General features: G+C 68.9%; 17 protein-coding genes. 9 read left to right on the top strand and 8 right to left on the bottom strand.

Annotated features, from left to right (window positions below; translation table 11 throughout):
* Positions 1 to 213 precede the first annotated feature (213 nt).
* Both purN and purM read right to left on the bottom strand, forming a co-directional pair.
* Complete coding sequence (gene purN / locus BEI_RS10195; RefSeq protein ID WP_097789424.1) at positions 214 to 954, bottom strand: phosphoribosylglycinamide formyltransferase; 741 nt, start codon at positions 952 to 954, stop codon at positions 214 to 216.
* Complete coding sequence (gene purM / locus BEI_RS10190; protein WP_097789423.1) at positions 951 to 2024, bottom strand: phosphoribosylformylglycinamidine cyclo-ligase; 1074 nt, start codon at positions 2022 to 2024, stop codon at positions 951 to 953. Before purM ends, purN begins: the two co-directional genes overlap by 4 nt.
* A gap of 141 nt (positions 2025 to 2165) precedes the next feature.
* Between purM and BEI_RS10185 the strand changes: the two genes are divergently transcribed.
* Both BEI_RS10185 and hda read left to right on the top strand, forming a co-directional pair.
* Positions 2166 to 3242, top strand: coding sequence for an AI-2E family transporter (locus BEI_RS10185; protein WP_097789422.1), 1077 nt, complete (start codon positions 2166 to 2168; stop codon positions 3240 to 3242).
* A complete protein-coding gene (gene hda, locus BEI_RS10180) occupies positions 3239 to 3940 on the top strand; it encodes a DnaA regulatory inactivator Hda (RefSeq protein WP_097789421.1) in 702 nt (233 codons plus the stop codon). The genes BEI_RS10185 and hda overlap by 4 nt, the downstream gene beginning before the upstream one ends.
* Positions 3941 to 3943: 3 nt before the next feature.
* Here hda and ehuB read toward each other — a convergent pair whose 3' ends face one another.
* The 3 genes from ehuB to BEI_RS10165 all read right to left on the bottom strand — a co-directional run bounded on the left by ehuB (position 3944) and on the right by BEI_RS10165 (position 5940).
* On the bottom strand, positions 3944 to 4819 hold the full coding sequence (gene ehuB, locus BEI_RS10175) for an ectoine/hydroxyectoine ABC transporter substrate-binding protein EhuB (RefSeq protein WP_097789420.1): 876 nt from the start codon (positions 4817 to 4819) through the stop codon (positions 3944 to 3946).
* Between the two features lie 93 nt (positions 4820 to 4912).
* Positions 4913 to 5452 (bottom strand): carboxypeptidase-like regulatory domain-containing protein, encoded by a 540-nt coding sequence (locus BEI_RS10170; protein ID WP_097789419.1) that lies wholly within the window; start codon positions 5450 to 5452, stop codon positions 4913 to 4915.
* A gap of 119 nt (positions 5453 to 5571) precedes the next feature.
* The gene (locus tag BEI_RS10165) at positions 5572 to 5940 is read right to left on the bottom strand and encodes a phasin family protein (RefSeq protein WP_097789418.1); all 369 of its coding nucleotides are present in this window, start codon (positions 5938 to 5940) and stop codon (positions 5572 to 5574) included.
* A 203-nt stretch (positions 5941 to 6143) separates the two neighbouring features.
* Between BEI_RS10165 and BEI_RS10160 the strand changes: the two genes are divergently transcribed.
* A complete protein-coding gene (locus BEI_RS10160) occupies positions 6144 to 7526 on the top strand; it encodes a class II fumarate hydratase (protein WP_097789417.1) in 1383 nt (460 codons plus the stop codon).
* Between the two features lie 102 nt (positions 7527 to 7628).
* Here BEI_RS10160 and BEI_RS10155 read toward each other — a convergent pair whose 3' ends face one another.
* Genes BEI_RS10155 through BEI_RS10145 form a run of 3 tightly spaced genes read right to left on the bottom strand, consistent with a single transcriptional unit; the run spans position 7629 to position 10584 of the window.
* Positions 7629 to 8699, bottom strand: a complete 1071-nt coding sequence (locus BEI_RS10155) for a TRAP transporter substrate-binding protein (RefSeq protein ID WP_097789416.1) — start codon at positions 8697 to 8699, stop codon at positions 7629 to 7631.
* 34 nt (positions 8700 to 8733) lie between these two features.
* Positions 8734 to 10023, bottom strand: a complete 1290-nt coding sequence (locus BEI_RS10150; protein ID WP_097789415.1) for a TRAP transporter large permease — start codon at positions 10021 to 10023, stop codon at positions 8734 to 8736.
* A 3-nt stretch (positions 10024 to 10026) separates the two neighbouring features.
* Positions 10027 to 10584, bottom strand: a complete 558-nt coding sequence (locus BEI_RS10145; RefSeq protein ID WP_097789414.1) for a TRAP transporter small permease — start codon at positions 10582 to 10584, stop codon at positions 10027 to 10029.
* A 370-nt stretch (positions 10585 to 10954) separates the two neighbouring features.
* Between BEI_RS10145 and araD the strand changes: the two genes are divergently transcribed.
* The 6 genes from araD to BEI_RS10115 are packed head-to-tail and all read left to right on the top strand — an operon-like array spanning position 10955 to position 17531.
* Complete coding sequence (gene araD, locus BEI_RS10140) at positions 10955 to 12688, top strand: L-arabinonate dehydratase (RefSeq protein ID WP_097789413.1); 1734 nt, start codon at positions 10955 to 10957, stop codon at positions 12686 to 12688.
* Positions 12689 to 12697: 9 nt separating this feature from the next.
* Positions 12698 to 13495 (top strand): HpcH/HpaI aldolase family protein, encoded by a 798-nt coding sequence (locus tag BEI_RS10135; protein ID WP_097789412.1) that lies wholly within the window; start codon positions 12698 to 12700, stop codon positions 13493 to 13495.
* Between the two features lie 2 nt (positions 13496 to 13497).
* Entirely contained in the window at positions 13498 to 14382 is an 885-nt protein-coding gene (locus BEI_RS10130; RefSeq protein WP_097789411.1) for an aldose 1-epimerase, read from the top strand.
* Positions 14379 to 15260, top strand: a complete 882-nt coding sequence (locus tag BEI_RS10125) for an SMP-30/gluconolactonase/LRE family protein (protein WP_097789410.1) — start codon at positions 14379 to 14381, stop codon at positions 15258 to 15260. Before BEI_RS10130 ends, BEI_RS10125 begins: the two co-directional genes overlap by 4 nt.
* Positions 15261 to 15303: 43 nt before the next feature.
* Positions 15304 to 16749, top strand: coding sequence for an NAD-dependent succinate-semialdehyde dehydrogenase (locus BEI_RS10120; RefSeq protein ID WP_097789409.1), 1446 nt, complete (start codon positions 15304 to 15306; stop codon positions 16747 to 16749).
* A gap of 11 nt (positions 16750 to 16760) precedes the next feature.
* Positions 16761 to 17531 carry an SDR family NAD(P)-dependent oxidoreductase gene (locus tag BEI_RS10115; RefSeq protein ID WP_097789408.1) on the top strand — a complete coding sequence of 257 codons (771 nt, stop codon included), beginning with the start codon at positions 16761 to 16763 and terminating at the stop codon, positions 17529 to 17531.
* Positions 17532 to 17577: the final 46 nt, after the last annotated feature.

Genomic DNA, 17577 nt, shown 5'->3' with positions numbered 1-17577 from the left:
TCCGGTTCCTGTGCTCCGGCGGCACCCAGCCTGCCATCGCTCGCTGCGCAAATCGGCTGCTTTCTTGAGTTTGAGATACTACCTCGAAGACAAGAAGACCCCGAAAGCCGAGACTTTCGGGGTCTTCTTTTGCTGCATATTATTTCACGCTGCTTACTTGCAGCTTGCAGCTTGCAGCTTGCAGCTTGCAGCTTGCAGCTTGCAGCTTGCAGCTTACTCCTCGGCGTCCTCGTCCAGCTCCTCGGCGGCGTCGGCGTGGGAGAGGCGCATGCCGGTGGGCGGCAGGGGGGTGCCGTCCATGGTGGCGGCATCGCCCTCCAGCCGCAGGCGGCCTTCGAGGAACCAGCGCACGGCGATGGGGAAGATCAGGTGCTCCCGGGCCTGGACCTTGGCCTTCAGGCTGTCCTCGGTCTCGTCCGGGGCGATCGCCACCGCAGCCTGGATCGCCACCGGACCGCCGTCGAGCTCCTCGGTGACGAAGTGCACGCTGCAGCCGTGCTCGACCGCACCGTCGGCGAGCGCCCGGGCATGGGTATGCAGGCCCTGGTAGGCAGGGAGCAGCGAGGGATGGATGTTGAGCATCCGCCCCAGGAAACGCTGCACGAAGCGTGGCGTGAGGATGCGCATGAAGCCGGCCAGCACCACCAGGTCGGGCTCGTGACGCTCGATGACCTTGATCAGGGCGCCGTCGAAGGCCTCCCGGCTCTCGTACTCGCGGTGGGGCAGGGCGACGGCGTCGATGCCGGCTTCCCGGGCCCGCTGGAGTCCGTAGGCGTCGGGCTGGTTGGAGATCACCGCGACGATCTCGCCGCCCAGTTCGTCGTGCTGCTGGGCGTCGATCAGCGCCTGGAGGTTGGTGCCGCTGCCGGAGATCAGGACCACCACCCGCCGGGCGTCGGCGGGCTCGGGAGTGAAGTCCTGCAGGGTGTCGCTCGCGTAGCCGTTCTCGCTCATGCCCCGAGGTTCTCCAGCTGAACGATTTCCTCGCCCTCGCCCCGGGCGACGATCTCGCCGATCCGGTAGACGGTCTCGCCCAGGCCCTGGAGGTGAGCTCGGGCCTGGTCGGCCTTGTCCGCCGGCACCGCGAGCACCATGCCGATGCCGCAGTTCAGCACCCGGTACATTTCCTGGTCCTCGACGTTGCCCTGCTGCTGCAGCCAGTCGAAGATCGCCGGGCGATGCCAGCTGGCCACATCGATACGGGCCGCGGCGCCCTCGGGCAGCACCCGCGGCAGGTTCTCGGTGAGGCCGCCGCCGGTGATATGCGACAGGGCATGCACCGGGACGTCGGTTTCCCTGAGCAGCGACAGCAGCGGCTTGACGTAGATGCGGGTCGGGGCCAGCAGGGCCTCGCCGAGGGGACGGCCGTCGATGGCGGTGTCCAGGGAGGCGCCGCCGACCTCGAGGATCTTGCGGATCAGCGAGTAGCCGTTGGAATGCGGGCCGGAGGAGGCCATGCCCAGCAGCACATCGCCCTCGGCGACGCGGCTGCCGTCGAGGATCTCGTCCTTCTCCACCACGCCGACGCAGAAGCCGGCCAGATCGTAGTCGTTGCCCTCGTACATGCCGGGCATCTCGGCGGTCTCGCCGCCCACCAGGGCGCAACCGGCCTGCTCGCAACCCTCGCCGATGCCGCTCACCACGTCGGCGGCGATGTCCACATCGAGCTTGCCCGTGGCATAGTAGTCGAGGAACAGCAACGGTTCGGCGCCGGCGACCACCAGGTCGTTGACGCACATGGCCACCAGGTCGATACCGATGGTGTCGTGGCGTCCCAGGTCCATGGCCAGTCGCAGCTTGGTGCCCACCCCATCGGTCCCGGTGACCAGCACCGGCTCGCGATAGCCGCTGGGCAGCTGGCACAGGGCGCCGAAGCCGCCCAGGCCACCCATCACCTCGGGGCGGGTGGTACGGCGGGCGACGCCCTTGATGCGGTCGACCAGGGCATTCCCGGCATCGATGTCGACACCGGCATCCTTGTAGCTGAGGGAAGCCCCGCTCGGGCGATTGGTGGAATCGGTCATGACCTGTCCTGTATGAACATTGCTGTCGAAGAGTCGCTCCGGCGCCGGGAGGGCGCCGGGCTGGGCAAGATCGGGCCAGAATTGTAGCATCACGGCGCGCGGCTCGCACCGCCGTGCCGGGCATCACACAGGGAGAGCGCGATGCGTAGACAAGGGTGGATCCTGGCCGTCCTGGCGGCCATCGGACTGTGGTTCTTCATCAGCATCGAGCCGGTGCTGATGCCCTTCTTCGTCAGCATGGTCCTGGCCTATCTCGGCGATCCCCTCGCCGACCGGCTCGAGGAGCTCGGACTGTCCCGGCGCCTGTCGGTGTCGGTGGTCTTCCTGCTGCTGAGCCTGGTCATCGTGCTGACCCTGGTGCTGGTCATCCCGATGCTGGGCCGCCAGCTCGGCCAGCTCATCGAGCTGTTGCCCGCCGCCCTGGACTGGGGGCAGACCAGCCTGGTGCCGCGGATACGGGCCCTCACCGGGATCGACCTGGGTACCGATTTCGACCAGATGCGCCAGGCGCTGCTCGACAACTGGCGCGAGACCGGGACCTTCGCCGCCTCCCTGCTGGCGCAGGTGTCCCGCTCGGGACTGGCGCTGGCCGCCTGGGTGGGCAACCTGGCGTTGATCCCGGTAGTGACCTTCTACCTGTTGCTGGACTGGGACATCCTGGTCGCCAAGGTGCGCGCCTCCCTGCCACGGCACTGGGAGCCTGCCGCGGTGCACCTGGCCCGGGAGTGCGACGAGGTGCTCGCCGCCTTCCTGCGCGGCCAGCTGATCGTCATGCTCTGCCTGGGCATCATCTATGCCGTGGGCCTGACCCTGCTGGGGGTGAAGTTCGGCCTGCTGATCGGCCTGCTCTCGGGGCTGGCCAGCATCGTGCCCTACCTGGGGGTGATCGTCGGCATCGGCATCGCCGGGCTGGTGGCCTTCTTCCAGTTCGGGGATCCGTTGATGCTGCTGGCGGTAGGAGGCGTCTTCGGCTTCGGCCAGCTGGTGGAGAGTACGGTGTTGCAGCCCAAGCTGCTGGGGGACAAGATCGGCCTGCACCCGGTGGCGGTGATCTTCGCCGTGCTCGCGGGGGGGCAGCTGTTCGGTTTCACCGGCGTGCTGCTGGCGCTGCCGGTGGCTGCGGTGGTCATGGTGGTGTTGCGTTATCTCCATGCGCATTATAAAAACAGCACACTTTACGATGCGGGCCGCCAACCCCAGGACGAGGAGTCGCCATGAGCCGACCACCCGCGCAGCTTCCGCTGGGCGTAGGGCTGCGCGACGACGCCACCTTCGCCAACTTCCATCCCGGTCCGAACGCGGCCCTGGTCGATCGCCTCAAGCACCAGCTCGACGACGACGGCGAGCCCTTCCTCTATCTGTGGGGGGCGTCGGGAGTGGGGCGCAGCCATCTCCTGCAGGCCGCCTGCCACGCCGCCTCCGATCGTGACCGGCGTGCCTTGTACCTGCCCCTCGAGGAGCTGGGCCATTTCCCGCCACTGATGCTGGAGGACGCCGAGCGCCTCGACCTGGTGGCCATCGACGACCTCGATCGCGTGGTGGGCCGCAAGCGTTGGGAGGAGGGACTCTTCCATGCCTTCAATCGCCTGCGGGACGAGGGCCGGCGACTGGTGATCGCCGCCCAGGCGCCGCCGCGCCAACTGGCGGTGAGGTTGCCGGACCTGGCCTCCCGGCTGACCTGGGGCATGACCTTCCATGTCCAGGGGCTGGACGATGCCGGTCGCCTGGATGCCCTGCAGCTGCGCGCCCGGGTGCGTGGCATGCAGTTGCCCGACGAGGTGGCCCGCTACATCCTGCACCGCGGCCCGCGCCGCCTGGACAACCTCTTCGAGGCGCTCGAGATCCTCGACCGCGCCTCGCTCTCGGCCCAGCGCAAGCTGACCATCCCCTTCGTCAAGCAGGCCCTGGGCTGGTAGCGGTCAGTCCCGGCTGCACAGCCAGTCGGTATCGAAGCGGAAGGCGTTGAGGATGTCGTCCTGGGTAAAGCCGTAGCCTTCCAGGGTGTCCTCCCATTCCTGGGTGTTACGGTAGTCGAGCAGCACCTCGTCGAAGGCGTCGCGCAGGGGCTCGGCATCCGGCGGGAAGGTGAAGGCCCCCCAGCTGCGCACGATCTCGCCGCCGATGACCGGATCCTCGAATCCCTCGACGACCTCCACCTCGGGGCTGTGTGCCGCCAGTTGGCTCACGGTGAGCCCCGTGCCGGCGTAGGCATGGGCCTCGCCGCCGAGCAGGGTGTCGATGGCCGCATCGTTCTCGGCAATCCTCACCACCCGCTCGTCGGGCACCCCGAGCGTCGCCATCATGCCGACCTGGGTCGCCCCCTCCAGCACGGCGATGCGCAGGTCATCGCGTTCGGCGAAGTCCTCGTAGCCGCCGATCTCGAGCGGGTTCGAGGCCCGCACCAGCAGTCCCTCCCCGTAGGAGGTGTTGGGGGCGGAGAACAGGACCCGCTCGCAGCGGGCCGAGCGAATGGCCATCTCCGCGGCGGCCATGTCGAAGCGGCCCTCCTCGAGACCGGGGATCAGGTCGCCGAAGGCCGTCACCACCCACTCGATCTCCCCGATGCCCAGCTCGCCGAGAACATGGCGGGCCACGTCCGGCCCGGCACCACGGCCCTCGCCGTCCTCGTCCAGGTAGCCGTAGGGGACCTCGTTGGCCACGGCGACGCGGATGCTGCCGTTGTCCTGGAGCTCGGCCAGGCTGGCGGCAGGAGCCGGCATCGCCACGGCAAGGCCCAGCGGCAGCGCCCAGATGGCCAGGCGAGCAGGCCTGCGGGCCCGAGTGCTGCTTTCCATGTCGTGTCTCCCTTCCGGACTCGCGGGACCGGATGGCCACCGCGGGGTCGCCTTCAGGGTAGATGCCTGGCCGAGCCGTCGCCATGGCGGGCCTCAGCGGTGGAGGCGCACTTCCCGGTGCTGGCCGTCGGCCAACGACACCTGGTGGATGATGATGCGGCGATTGCCGGTGGCCGGATCGACCAGGCTCCCGGAGACATAGAAGTCCCCCGAGGGCAGGCCGCGCAGCAGGAAGTAGCCGTCGTCGTCGGTGCGGGTGGTGTGGGTATAGGCCCGGGCGCGCGGGTCGGCGGGCTCAACGCTCCTGCCGGCCAGCGCCTGTTCCGCGGCCTCGGCGGAGTAGGTGGTGACCGGGGCCAGGGAGATGGTCTCGCCGGCGCCGACCACGATGCCCGCGCGACCGTCCAGGGTCAGCCGTCCGCTCAGGGCGGCGCTGCCGGTCTTGTCCAGGGCGGCATACTGCTCGGCCGGGAAGGGCACCCGGCGCGGGACGCGACCCGGCGGGGCGGGACGGTCCTCGCCGATGTCGATCACCTCCGGCGGTGCCTCGCGGCGCGTGGCGCCCTCCGGTGGCAGCACCTGGCAGCCTGCCAGGATCGCGCCCAGCAGGATGGGTAGTAAGGGGTGTTTCATCGCACTCTCCCGGTTGGCGTCGCCCCGTGCCGGTGAGAGCTTACCGCAAAACGCAAACGACAGGGCCCCCGCCGAGGCGGGGGCCCTGTCGTGTCATGCGCGCCGGTGGCGCGGCAGGCTTACTTGGCGGCCTTGGTGGCGGTCTCGGTGGCCTGCTTGACGTTTTCCTCGGTCAGCTTCTGGCTCTGCTGGACGAAGTCCTGCTGCAGGGACACGACCTTCTCGGCGTCGCCCTTGAGGCGCTCGGTCAGGTCCTTGGCGACCTTCTGCTGGCCTTCCATGTAGGCGCGCAGGCCTTCGGCATCCTTGACGTCGAGCAGGGTGCGCAGCTGGGCCAGGCCGGTCTCGGTGTAGGCGCGGCCGGCCTCGAGCTGGGCGTTCGCCAGCTTCTCGGCGAAGTCCACGGACAGGGTGGCGTAGGCGCGGGCCGGGCCGAAGAACAGGGATTCGAACTGGGCGGTGAACTGCTTGGTATCGAAGTTTTGCATCGTCTGAGCCTCCTTGGGTGGCATCGTTCATGAAGGCTAGGGCGGTTCGCCGATGCCTTCGTCATCTGTTGCAGTGCACAATAGCAGCCGTGTTTGTGCAGTGCAACATCGGCGACGACGATTTTTCCCCGTGACCGTTGCGCCTTGCAAGGCCGCCGAGGGAGCACCATGGTGACAAGGACATGCCTCAGGAGGAGCCGATCATGAGCGAGCACCGCATCGAACGCGACAGCATGGGCGAGCTGGAGGTCCCGGCCGATGCCCTCTATGGGGCCCAGACCCAGCGGGCGGTGAACAACTTCCCGGTGTCCGGCCAGCGCATGCCGACGGCCTTCATCCATGCCGTCGCCCGTATCAAGCTGGCCGCGGCGCGGGTGAACCATGAGCTCGGCCTGCTCGATGCCGAGCGCTCGGCGGCCATCGTCGCCGCCGCCGAGTCGGTGATCGCCGGGGATCATGACGACCAGTTCCCGGTGGACGTCTTCCAGACCGGTTCCGGCACCTCCAGCAACATGAACGTCAACGAGGTGCTCGCCCGCCTGGCCAGCCGAGACGGCCTGGACGTCGGCCCCAACGATCACGTCAACATGGGGCAATCGAGCAACGACGTCATCCCCACCGCCCTGCACCTCTCGGCAGCCCTGGAGGTGACCCGCGAACTGCGTCCGGCCCTCGTGCACCTTCACGAGACCATCGACGTCCGGGCGTCCGAGCTCGATGCCGTGGTCAAGACCGGGCGGACGCACCTGATGGATGCCATGCCGCTGCGCATGAGCCAGGAGCTGGGCGGCTGGTCGAGCCAGGTGGCTCAGGCCATCGAGCGGTTCGACGGCGCGATGCTGCGATTGTGTCGGCTGGCCCAGGGCGGCACCGCGGTGGGCACCGGGATCAACGCCCACCCCGAATTCGCCGCGAGGATGGCCCGGGACCTGAGCCAGCAGACCGGTCTGTCGCTCGCGCCCAACGACAGCTTCTTCGCCAGCCTCGGGGCCCAGGACGCCGCGGTCGAGCTCTCCGGGCAACTGCGGGGCCTGGCCTGCGTGATCATGAAGATCGCCAACGACCTGCGCTGGATGAATTCCGGGCCCCTGGCGGGGCTCGGCGAGATCGAGCTCGAGGCGCTGCAGCCGGGCAGCTCCATCATGCCGGGCAAGGTCAATCCCGTGATCCCGGAGTCCGCGGCCCAGGCGGCGGCTCAGGCGATCGGACTCGATGCCGCGGTGACCGTGGCCGGCCAGAGCGGCAACTTCCAGCTCAACGTCATGCTGCCCCTGGTGGCCAACAACCTGCTCACCGGCATCACCCTGATGCGCAACAGCGCCTGGCTGCTGGCCGACCGGGCCATCGCTACCTTCAGGGTGCGCGAGGACAATCTGCGCGAGCCGCTCTCGCGCAACCCCATCCTGGTGACGGCCCTGAACTCGGTAATCGGGTACGACGCTGCGGCCGCGATCGCCAAGCAGGCCTACCAGGCGGGACGGCCCATCCTCGAGGTGGCCGTGGAGCAGACCCAGCTGTCCCGGGAGGAGCTCGAGCGGTTGCTGGATCCCGCCGCCCTGACCCACGGCGGGATCCCCGGCGCGTAAACGAGCGACAGCCCCGAGGCTCGCCACCTTCCGGGGAAGGGGGAGGCCTCGGGGCTCCGGGTCAGAGGGCAAGGCCCCCCCGGTGGGAGAGCCCTGGCAGGCTTACTGGAGGGCGGACTCGCGATCGGCCTGGACCTCGTCGGCGGCGCGGTCACGCGCGGCCTCGAGCTGGCTCAGGAAGGCCTGGCCTTCCTCGCCGTAGTTGTCCAGGTACCAGTCGCGGATCGGCGCCGCGTAGCTGCGGAACTGCTCCATCTCCTCCTCGGTGGGGGTGTAGATCTCGCCGCCGGACTCGTTCCACTTCTCGTAGGCCTCGAGCTCCTTGCGCGGCTGCATGCCGAACTGCACCACGCCCATCAGCGCCGCGCCGTCGGCCACCACGCGCTGCTGCGCGGGAGTGAGGGACTCGAACTTCTGGTTGCCCATCAGCCACATGGACGCCATGTAGGCGTGGCCGTCCAGGGTGATGTGATTCAGCACTTCCTGGAAGTTCATGTTGGTGATGTCGGAGATCGAGTTCTTGGTGCCGTCGACCACCCCGGTCTGCAGTCCGGTGTAGACCTCGAGCCAGGGCAGCGGCGTGGGGGAGCCGCCCATCTCCCGGACCAGGTTCTGCTGGATCTCGGACTCGATGGTGCGGAAGCGCAGGCCCTCGACGTCCGCCGGGCTCTTGATCCGGCGCTCGGCGTTGGCGAAGTTCCGCCAGCCACCGGTCTGGGTCATGGTCATCAGGCGGATGCCGTCGCCGGTGGCCTCGAGGATCTCGCCGCGCAGGAAGTCGGTGAACTCGGGGTCGGACAGCATGCCCATGGCGGTGCGGTCATCCGGGAAGGTGTAGGGAATGTCCATGCCCTGGATCGGCGGGTAGATGCCGGCCACGCCTCCGGTGGTGGCGGTGAAGAGATCGACCACCCCGGCCTGCATGGCCTCGAAGCACTCGTTCGCGGAACCGCACAGCTGGGGACCGACGAAGACGTTGACGTTGACCTCGCCGCCGGTACGGCTCTCCACGTAGTTCTCGAAGACCAGGGCGGCGTCGTACTCCTCGTCCTGCTCGTTGGCCAGCAGGACCACGTTCAGGTCCACGGCCTTGGCCATGGAAGCGGCGCTCAGGGTGGAGCCCAGCAGGACGGCGCTGGCGATGCCCTTCATCTTGAAGCTTGGCATTTTCATTATTGTGTCCTCTCGTGCGGTTGGTGAGGGTTGCTTATGCGACGTACCCGAAGGCGCGGGGAATGGCGAGCACCAGGTCCGGCACATAAACCAGGGCGAAAAGAATGCCGATCTCGACCAGGAACAGCGGCAGCATTTCCCAGGCAATCTTCTCGATCTTCTCGTTGCTGATGCTGCCGACGACGAACAGCACCAGGCCCATGGGCGGGGTGATCAGGCCCATGATCAGGGTCACGCTCATGACCACGGCGAAGTGGATGGGGTCGACGCCCACGCCGACCATCACCGGCGACAGGATGGGGCCGAGGATCAGGATGGCCGGGCCGGCGTCCATGATGGTGCCGATCCCCAGCAGGAAGGCCACCACCAGGAAGAACAGCAGGGTCGGGTCGTCGGTGATGCCCAGGATGAAGCCGCTGACCAGCTGAGGGGTGCCCTTGAGGCTGACCAGGGAAGCGAAGGCCACCGCGGCGCCGACCAGCAGCAGGACCACCGCCGAGCTCAGCGCCGCCTTGCCGAAGATGGCCGGCAGGTCTCTGACCTTCAGGTCGCGGGTCACGAACAGGCCCAGGATCAGCGCATAGAAGGCGGCGATGGCCGCGCCCTCCGTGGGGGTGAAGATGCCGCCGACGATGCCGCCGATCAGGATCACCGGCGTCAGCAGGGGCATGAAGGCCGACACGAAGGCCTGCCACTTCTCGCCCCAGCTCGCCCGGGGCAGGGGCTCGGGAAATTCCTTGAAGCGGGTCATGATCGAGATGGTGATCATCAGGCCCACGCCGATCAGGATGCCGGGCAGGATGCCACCGGCGAACATGCCCGCCACCGAGACGTTCATGATGAACGCATAGAGGATGAAGATGCCGCTCGGCGGGATGATGCTGGCGATAACCGCCGAGGCCGCCGTCACCGCCGCGGAGAAGCGGTTGGTGTAGCCGGAGTCCTTCATGGCCGGGATCATCACCGAGCCCAGCGCCGAGGCGTCCGCCACCGCCGAGCCGGAACCGCCGGCGAGCATCAGCGAGGACGAGACCGAGACCTGCCCCAGGCCGGCCTTGCGGTGACCGATCAGGGTCTCGGCGAACTTGACGATCCTCGAGGTGACCCCGCCCGCGGTCATCAGTTCGCCGGCCAGGATGAAGAAGGGCAGGGCCATCAGAGGGAAGCTGTCGATGCCCGCGAAGAGGCGCTGGAAGAGCAGGTCGAGGAACATCACCTTGCCTTCGAGCACCAGGCTGATGCCTGGCGCGATCAGCATCAGGAAGACGATCGGCATGCCGAGCACCAGCAGCGCCGCGAAGATCCACAGGTAAGCGAATGTCATGGCTCAGGCCTCCGCCTGTTGTTTGTCGGTATCGCCTTGGCCGGCGCCCAGCCTGGCCGCGGCCCGGGGGGCCACCAGGGCGTAGGCGGCGCGGAGCACCCGTTCCAGGGAGCACAGGGCGGTGAGGGCGAAGCTCAGCGGCAGGACGTAGTAGACCTGGGCCATGGGGATGCCCAGGGCCAGGCTCTGGGTGGTGGCGCCGCGCTCGATGCGGTCGAGGCCGAGCTGGATGCACCAGATCAGGGCGGCGAGGATCGCCACCTCGAGCAGCAGCTGTAGCAGTTGCCAGGGGCGTGAGCCCTTGAACCATTCGGTGCAGACCTCGAGGCTGACGTTGAGGCCCTTCTTGTGGGCGGCCGGGAAGTAGAGGAAGGCCATCCAGACCATCATGTAGCGCGACAACTCCTCGGTCCAACCGAAGCTGTCTCCCAGGGCGTAGCGGTAGAAGACGTGGACGATCATGACGGCCAGCATGGCCGCCAGCAGCAGGGTCGCCACCCGGCCGGCCCAGAGGGTCGTCTGCCGGTTGAGGCGGTCGAGCAGGGAAATAAGCGTTGGCATGCGTTCTCTCCGAGAGTAGCGCCTGGCGGCCAGGGGTCTCGCCGGACGGCCGTCGCGTTCTGATTGTTGTCTGGGTTGTCGGGGTGTCGATCACGCCGTCATATCGTAGCGCTACGAAATAGTAGGGTTGGGCCGTGGGGGTGTCAAGTTGCTCCCGGGCACGCTAATGCCATGTTTATGCGACGAAAGTCGTAAATCTTCGGCAAGCTCCCGAAACACCGAGGGTTGCAGCCCGACCCGAGGCCGACATAGGCAGCGGGTTACGCTCGGACTAGGCGCCAAGTTGACAGTCGGCCTGGCGTGGCACAGTATTTCGTAGCGCTACGATAATGACGCCGTGTCCGCCATGGCGGTGAACCCGAGAGGCTGAATGATGAACAAGGACCGACGCACCATCGACCAACTGCGCAGCCAGCGCTGGTACGACTCCCAGGACATGCGTGGCTTCGCGCATCGGCAGCGCACCCAGCAGATGGGCCTGCGTCGCGAGGAGTTCATGGGCAAGCCCGTGGTCGGCATTCTCAACACCTGGAGCGACCTGAGCCCCTGTCATGCCCACCTGAAGGATCGTGCCGAGGCGGTCAAGCGCGCGGTCTGGGCGGCGGGCGGCTTCCCGGTGGAGCTGCCCGCCATGTCCCTCGGCGAGGTGATGGTCAAGCCGACCACCATGCTCTACCGAAACTTCCTGGCCATGGAGGCCGAGGAACTGCTGCGCTCGCACCCCATCGACGGGGTAGTGCTGCTGGGCGGCTGCGACAAGACCACCCCGGGGCTGCTGATGGGCGCCATCAGCATGGACATCCCGTCGATCTTCTGCCCCGCCGGCCCGATGCTCAACGGCAAGTGGAAGGGCAAGACCCTGGGCGCCGGCACCCATACCCGCAAGTACTGGGACGAGCTGCGCAGCGGCAACATCACCCAGGAGGACTGGGTGGACCTGGAGTCGCGCATGACCCGCTCCAACGGCACCTGCAACACCATGGGCACGGCCTCGACCATGACGTCCATCGTCGATGCCATGGGCCTGACCCTGCCCGGCGCCTCCAGCATCCCGGCGGCGGATTCCGGCCACATCCGCATGGCCTCCGAATGCGGCTCGCGCATCGTCGAGATGATCTGGGAGGACCTCAAGCCCTCCGACTTCCTGACCCGGGAGAGCTTCCTCAACGGCGCCCGCTGCTACATGGCCATGGGCGGCTCCACCAACGCCGCCGTGCACCTGATCGCCCTGGCCCGGCGGGCCGGCGTCGAGCTGACCCTGGACGACCTGGACGCCGTGGCCCGGGAGATCCCGGTGCTGGCCAACATCTTCCCGTCGGGCGAGTACCTGATGGAGGACTTCTTCTATGCCGGGGGACTGCCGGCGCTGCTCAAGCGCCTCGACGGCCACCTGGACCTGGACGCCGGCGGCATCTCCGGCAAGGCCTTGGGCGAGTGGATCGCGCCCGCCGAGTGCTATGACGACGACGTCATCCGGCACTTCGGCGAGCCGGTCACCCCGGGGGCGGCGCTCGCCGTGCTGCGCGGCAACCTGGCGCCGAACGGCGCGGTGATCAAGGCCAGCGCCGCCAACCCCGAGCTGGCCCGCCATCGCGGCCGGGCGGTGGTGTTCGACAATCATGCCGACCTGGTGGCGCGCATCGACGACCCGGCCCTCGAGATCACCGCCGACTCCGTGCTGGTGCTGCGCAATGCCGGCCCCAAGGGCGCGCCGGGCATGCCCGAGTGGGGCGCGCTGCCGATCCCCAAGAAGCTGCTCGCCCAGGGCGTGCGCGACATGCTGCGCATCTCCGACGCCCGCATGAGCGGGACCCACTACGGCACCTGCGTGCTGCACGTGGCGCCGGAGTCCGCCGTGGGCGGTCCCCTGGCCCTGGTGCGCGACGGCGACGAGATCGAGCTGGACATCGACGCCCGCCGCCTGGAGCTGTGCATCGACGAGCAGGAGCTCGAGGCCCGCCGGCAGGCCTGGCGGGCCCCGAGTCCGCGGATCGATCGCGGCTACACCGCGATCTTCCAGGAGCACGTGACCCAGGCCGACCAGGGATGCGACTTCGACATCCTCCAGAATGGCCAACGACAAGACGAACCCGAAATCTTCTGAGGTGACGACATGACGCTTCCCAAGAACCGTTTCAAGCAGTGGCTGGGCGAGTCCAGGGTGCCGGTGGGCACCTGGCTGATGACCGCCAGCCCCAACGTGGCCGAGGCCATCGGCTTCGCCGGCTTCGACTACGTGGTGCTCGACATGGAGCACGTGCCGGTGGACGTGCCCCAGGCCATCGCCATCATGCAGGCCGTGGCCGGCACCCCGGCGGACCTGGTGGTGCGCCTGCCCTGGAACGATCCGGTGATGGTCAAGCGGGTGCTGGACAGCGGCGCCCAGACCCTGATGTTCCCCTACATCCAGAACGCCGAGGAGGCACGCCAGGCGGTGGCCTCCACCCGCTACCCCGGCCGCGGCTTCCGCGGCGTGGCGGCGGTGCACCGCGGCAGCCGCTACGGCATGGTCAAGGACTACCTCAAGGAGGCCGACCGGGAGATCGGCGTCATCCTCCAGCTGGAGACCCCGGAGGCCGTCGCCGCCCTGCCGGAGATCGCCGAGGTGGAAGGGGTCGATGCCCTGTTCATCGGTCCGGGAGATCTCTCCGCGGCCATGGACCGCATCGGCGAAATCCGCCACCCGGAGGTGCAGGACGCCATCGGCGAGGCCGTGGCCCCCGGCCTGGCCCGCGACCTCCCCTGCGGCATCGTCGGCGCCGACCCGGCGCTGGTGGGCGAGTACATCGCCAAGGGCTTCGCCTTCGTGGCCATCGGCTCCGACATGAGCCTGATGATGTCCCGGGCCCAGGAGTACCTCGCCGCCCTGCGCGGCGAGGCCGATACCCAAGAGAACAGCGGCGTCTACTGAGGATGGCCGCGACCCTCGAGCTCGCGGCGCCGCCCTGGCGCCTGGTGCTGGCTCCGTCCGTCGGCGGGGCCGTGGCCCGGCTGACCCTGGGCGGTCGGGACGTCCTGAGGCCCCTGGAGGCCGAGCGGGCCGACACCGCGGAGGCCGTGCGCCACAGCGCCGGCTACATGCTGGCGCCGTATTCCAACCGCATCGCCGACGCGGCCTTCCCCTGGGACGGCGAGACGGTGCGCCTGGCGCGCAACTTCGGCGACCATCCCCACAGCCTGCACGGCGTCGCCTGGCAGCGTGCCTGGGCGGTGGAAGCCCAGGACGCCACCGGCGCGACCCTGGTGCTCGATCATGACGGCGACGCCGACTGGCCCTGGCGCTGTCGGCTCCGCCAGCGCTGGCGACTCGACGGGGCCCGGCTGACGCTGGCCCTCGAGGTCGAGAACCGCGACGACCGGGACATGCCGGCCGGACTCGGCTGGCATCCCTACTTCCTGCGCGAGGGGCTGGAGGTGGCCTTCCGCTGCGACGGCGTCTGGCTGAGCGACGCCCGCCAGCTTCCCGAGCGTCATGTGCCCGTCCCCGCCGGCTGGGACTTCGCCGCCCGGCGGCCGGTGGGCTCGCCGGGGCTGGATCACTGCTTCACCGGCTGGGCGCGGGAGGCGCGCCTGGCCTGGCCGTCACGTGGCCACGCCGTGACCCTGACGGCCTCGGAGGCGCTCACCCATCTGGTGGTCTTCACTCCCGAGGGTCGCGACTTCGTCGGCATCGAGCCGGTCAGCCACGCCAACGACGCCCTCAACATGGCCGATCCGGCCGCCGCCGGGATGCATCGCCTGGCGCCCGGCGAGCGGCTGGTCGGCCACATTCACCTGACAGCCGAGATCGCATCATGACCGCTTCCCCGTTCCGCTCCGTGCTGTCGGCCCAGGCCTCCCTCGGCGAGTGCCCGGTCTGGGCCGGCGACGAAGGGGTGCTCTACTGGGTGGACATCGAGGCGCCGAGCCTCAATCGCTTCGACCCCGCCACCGGCGAGAACACCGCCTACCCCATGCCCGAGCACATCGGCTGCGTCGGACGCCGCGAGCAGGGTGGCTTCATCGCCGGCCTGCGCTCGGGCCTGTGGCTGCTCGACGCCTCGGCCCGGCCCCGGGAGTGCCTGGCCCGGCCGGTGGCCGACACCTCCATCAGCCGCTTCAACGACGGCCGCGTCGACCCCTGGGGGCGCTTCTGGGCGGGCACCATCCACGAGCCCAGGGACAAACCCCTGGCCAGCCTCTTCCGGGTCGACGCCGACCTGAGCTGCCGGCGCCTCGCCGGCGAGGTGCTGGTGTCCAACGGCGTGGCCTTCAGCCCCGACCGCCGCTGGGCCTACCACTCCGACACCCCCAATCACGTGATCTACCGCTTTCCGCTGGATCCCGACAGCGGCGAGATCCTGGGCCCGCGGGAGGTCTTCCACCGCTTCCCCTTCGGCAACGGCCGCCCGGACGGCGCCGCCGTCGACAGCGAGGGTCACTACTGGTCGGCGCTGTTCGAGGGCGGTCGCGTGGTGCGCCTGTCCCCGGAAGGCGAGCTCGTCGCCGAGTATCCGATCCCGGCCCGCTGCCCCACCATGTGCGCCTTCGGCGGCGAGGACCTCAAGACCCTCTACGTGACCAGTGCCCGCCACGGCCGTCCGGCCGAGGAGCTCGCTGCCTATCCCGAGTCCGGGGATCTCTTCGCCATGCGCGTCGAGGTCGCCGGGCGTCCCGAACCGCTGTTCGCCGGCTGAGGCCGGCCAGCTTTCACCCTTCTACAGGCTACAGGAGCCCATCATGCTCAACCTCCAGGACAAGGACCTGCTGCGCCAGGCGTGCCTGATCGACGGCGACTGGGTCGGTGCCGACGACGGCGCCACCGATGATGTCATCAACCCTGCCGACGGCGGCGTGATCGGCCGGGTGCCGCGCCTGGGCGAGGCCGAGACCCTGCGCGCCATCGACGGCGCCGAACGCGCCATGGTCGAGTGGCGCCGCAAGACCGCCAAGGAGCGCGCCGTGCTGCTGCGCCGCTGGCACGACCTGATGCTCGAGCACCAGGAGGACCTGGCCGCGCTGATGACCGCCGAGCAGGGTAAGCCGCTGGCCGAGGCCCGAGGAGAGATCGGCTTCGCTGCCAGCTTCCTGGAGTGGTTCGCCGAGGAAGGGCGTCGCACCTACGGCGAGGTGATCCCGAGCCCCATGGGCGACCGCCGCCTGATGGTGGTCAAGCAGCCAGTGGGCGTGTGCGCCGCCATCACTCCCTGGAACTTCCCGGCCGCCATGATCGCCCGCAAGGCGGGCCCGGCGCTGGCCGCCGGCTGCACCATCGTCATCAAGCCGGCGGGGCAGACCCCGTACTCGGCGCTGGCCATGGGCGAGCTGGCCCAGCGCGCTGGCATCCCGGCCGGGGTGGTCAACGTGGTCACCGGCGACGCCCGAGGCATCGGCGGCGCCATGACCGCAAGCCCCAAGGTCCGCAAGCTGACCTTCACCGGCTCCACCGGCATCGGCAAGCTGCTGCTGCGCCAATGCGCCGACACCGTCAAGAAGGTGTCCATGGAGCTCGGTGGCAACGCGCCCTTCATCGTCTTCGACGACGCCGACCTGGACCAGGCGGTCGAGGGGGCGATGCTGGCCAAGTTCCGCAATGCCGGCCAGACCTGCGTGTGCGCCAACCGCCTTTTCGTCCAGGACGGCATCCACGACGCCTTCGTCGAGCGCCTGGCCGTCAGGGTCGCTGAGCTCAAGGTCGGCCCGGGCCACGAGGCCGGCGTGAGCGTCGGCCCGCTGATCGACGCGGCGGCTGCGGACAAGGTCGAGCAGCAGCTGCGCGACGCCCTGGCCAAGGGCGGCAAGCTGCACTACGGCGGCGAGCGTCTGGCCGGCAACTTCCTGTCCCCGGCGGTGATCTCCGAGGCTACCCCGGATATGGAGTGCTTCTCGGAGGAGACCTTCGGTCCCCTTGCCCCCGTGTTCCGCTTCCGGAAGGAGGACGAGGTCCTGCGCCTGGCCAACGACACCGAGTACGGCCTGGCCGCCTACTGCTACACCCGTGACCTGGGACGTGCCTGGCGCATGTCCGAGGGCCTGGACTACGGCATGGTCGGCATCAACAATGGCCACGTCTCCACCTGCGAGGCCCCCTTCGGCGGCGTCAAGGAGTCCGGCCTGGGCCGCGAGGGTGCCCGCCAGGGCATCGAGGACTACCTCGAGACCAAGTACGTCAACATGGCCATCTGAGAGGCGAGACCATGAGCGAACAGCCCCAGGTTCAGTACCACTCTCTCCAGGGCAAGACGGTGTTCATCTCCGGCGGCGGCTCCGGTATCGGGGCCGCCCTGGTCCGGGCCTTCGCCGGCCAGGGGGCCCGGGTGGCCTTCGTCGACATCGATGCCGCCGCCTCCGAGGCGCTGGTGGCCGAGCTGGCCCCGGCGGAGGTGCGCTTCCACGAGTGCGACATCCGCGACATCGAGCGGCTGCAGGCGGTGATCGCCGAGGTGGAGCGCGAGCTCGCGCCCATCGACGTACTGATCAACAACGCCGGCCTCGACGACCGCCATGCCCTGGAGGAGCTGACCCCCGAGTACTGGGACAACTGCCAGGCCATCAACCTGCGCCACCACGTCTTCGCCACCCAGGCGGTACTGCCCTCCATGAAGCGGCGCGGGGAGGGCAGCATCATCAACCTCGGCTCGATCTCCTGGATGCGCGGTCGCCCCGGCATGGTGGGCTACACCACCGCCAAGGCCGCCATCAACGGCCTGACTCGTACCCTGGCCCAGGAGATCGGCGTGCATGGTGTCCGGGTCAACTCCCTGGTCCCCGGTGCCATTCGCACCGAGCGCCAGGAGCGCCTGTGGCTGACCCCGGAGCTCAACCAGCGCTTCCTGGACCAGCAGGCCCTGAAGTTCCGTCTGGAGGCGGACGACGTGGCTCGCATGGCGCTCTTCCTGGGCTCCGCGGAGAGCCGCGGCTGCACCGGCCAAAACTTCGTGGTCGATGCCGGCCTGACGCTCAACTGAGCCTCGCTTACCCGGGGAGGCGTTGCTTCCCCGGATCTCCTTGACT

The organism is Halomonas beimenensis, from assembly GCF_002549795.1.
Lineage (GTDB): Bacteria > Pseudomonadota > Gammaproteobacteria > Pseudomonadales > Halomonadaceae > Halomonas > Halomonas beimenensis.
This window is presented reverse-complemented; position numbering and strand designations above follow the sequence as displayed.

Coding starts and splice junctions, on each gene's coding strand:
- purN (WP_097789424.1), bottom strand. CDS start 954: ATGAGCGAGAACGGCTACGCGAGCGACACCCTGCAGGACTTCACTCCC.
- purM (WP_097789423.1), bottom strand. CDS start 2,024: ATGACCGATTCCACCAATCGCCCGAGCGGGGCTTCCCTCAGCTACAAG.
- BEI_RS10185 (WP_097789422.1), top strand. CDS start 2,166: ATGCGTAGACAAGGGTGGATCCTGGCCGTCCTGGCGGCCATCGGACTG.
- hda (WP_097789421.1), top strand. CDS start 3,239: ATGAGCCGACCACCCGCGCAGCTTCCGCTGGGCGTAGGGCTGCGCGAC.
- ehuB (WP_097789420.1), bottom strand. CDS start 4,819: ATGGAAAGCAGCACTCGGGCCCGCAGGCCTGCTCGCCTGGCCATCTGG.
- BEI_RS10170 (WP_097789419.1), bottom strand. CDS start 5,452: ATGAAACACCCCTTACTACCCATCCTGCTGGGCGCGATCCTGGCAGGC.
- BEI_RS10165 (WP_097789418.1), bottom strand. CDS start 5,940: ATGCAAAACTTCGATACCAAGCAGTTCACCGCCCAGTTCGAATCCCTG.
- BEI_RS10160 (WP_097789417.1), top strand. CDS start 6,144: ATGAGCGAGCACCGCATCGAACGCGACAGCATGGGCGAGCTGGAGGTC.
- BEI_RS10155 (WP_097789416.1), bottom strand. CDS start 8,699: ATGAAAATGCCAAGCTTCAAGATGAAGGGCATCGCCAGCGCCGTCCTG.
- BEI_RS10150 (WP_097789415.1), bottom strand. CDS start 10,023: ATGACATTCGCTTACCTGTGGATCTTCGCGGCGCTGCTGGTGCTCGGC.
- BEI_RS10145 (WP_097789414.1), bottom strand. CDS start 10,584: ATGCCAACGCTTATTTCCCTGCTCGACCGCCTCAACCGGCAGACGACC.
- araD (WP_097789413.1), top strand. CDS start 10,955: ATGATGAACAAGGACCGACGCACCATCGACCAACTGCGCAGCCAGCGC.
- BEI_RS10135 (WP_097789412.1), top strand. CDS start 12,698: ATGACGCTTCCCAAGAACCGTTTCAAGCAGTGGCTGGGCGAGTCCAGG.
- BEI_RS10130 (WP_097789411.1), top strand. CDS start 13,498: ATGGCCGCGACCCTCGAGCTCGCGGCGCCGCCCTGGCGCCTGGTGCTG.
- BEI_RS10125 (WP_097789410.1), top strand. CDS start 14,379: ATGACCGCTTCCCCGTTCCGCTCCGTGCTGTCGGCCCAGGCCTCCCTC.
- BEI_RS10120 (WP_097789409.1), top strand. CDS start 15,304: ATGCTCAACCTCCAGGACAAGGACCTGCTGCGCCAGGCGTGCCTGATC.
- BEI_RS10115 (WP_097789408.1), top strand. CDS start 16,761: ATGAGCGAACAGCCCCAGGTTCAGTACCACTCTCTCCAGGGCAAGACG.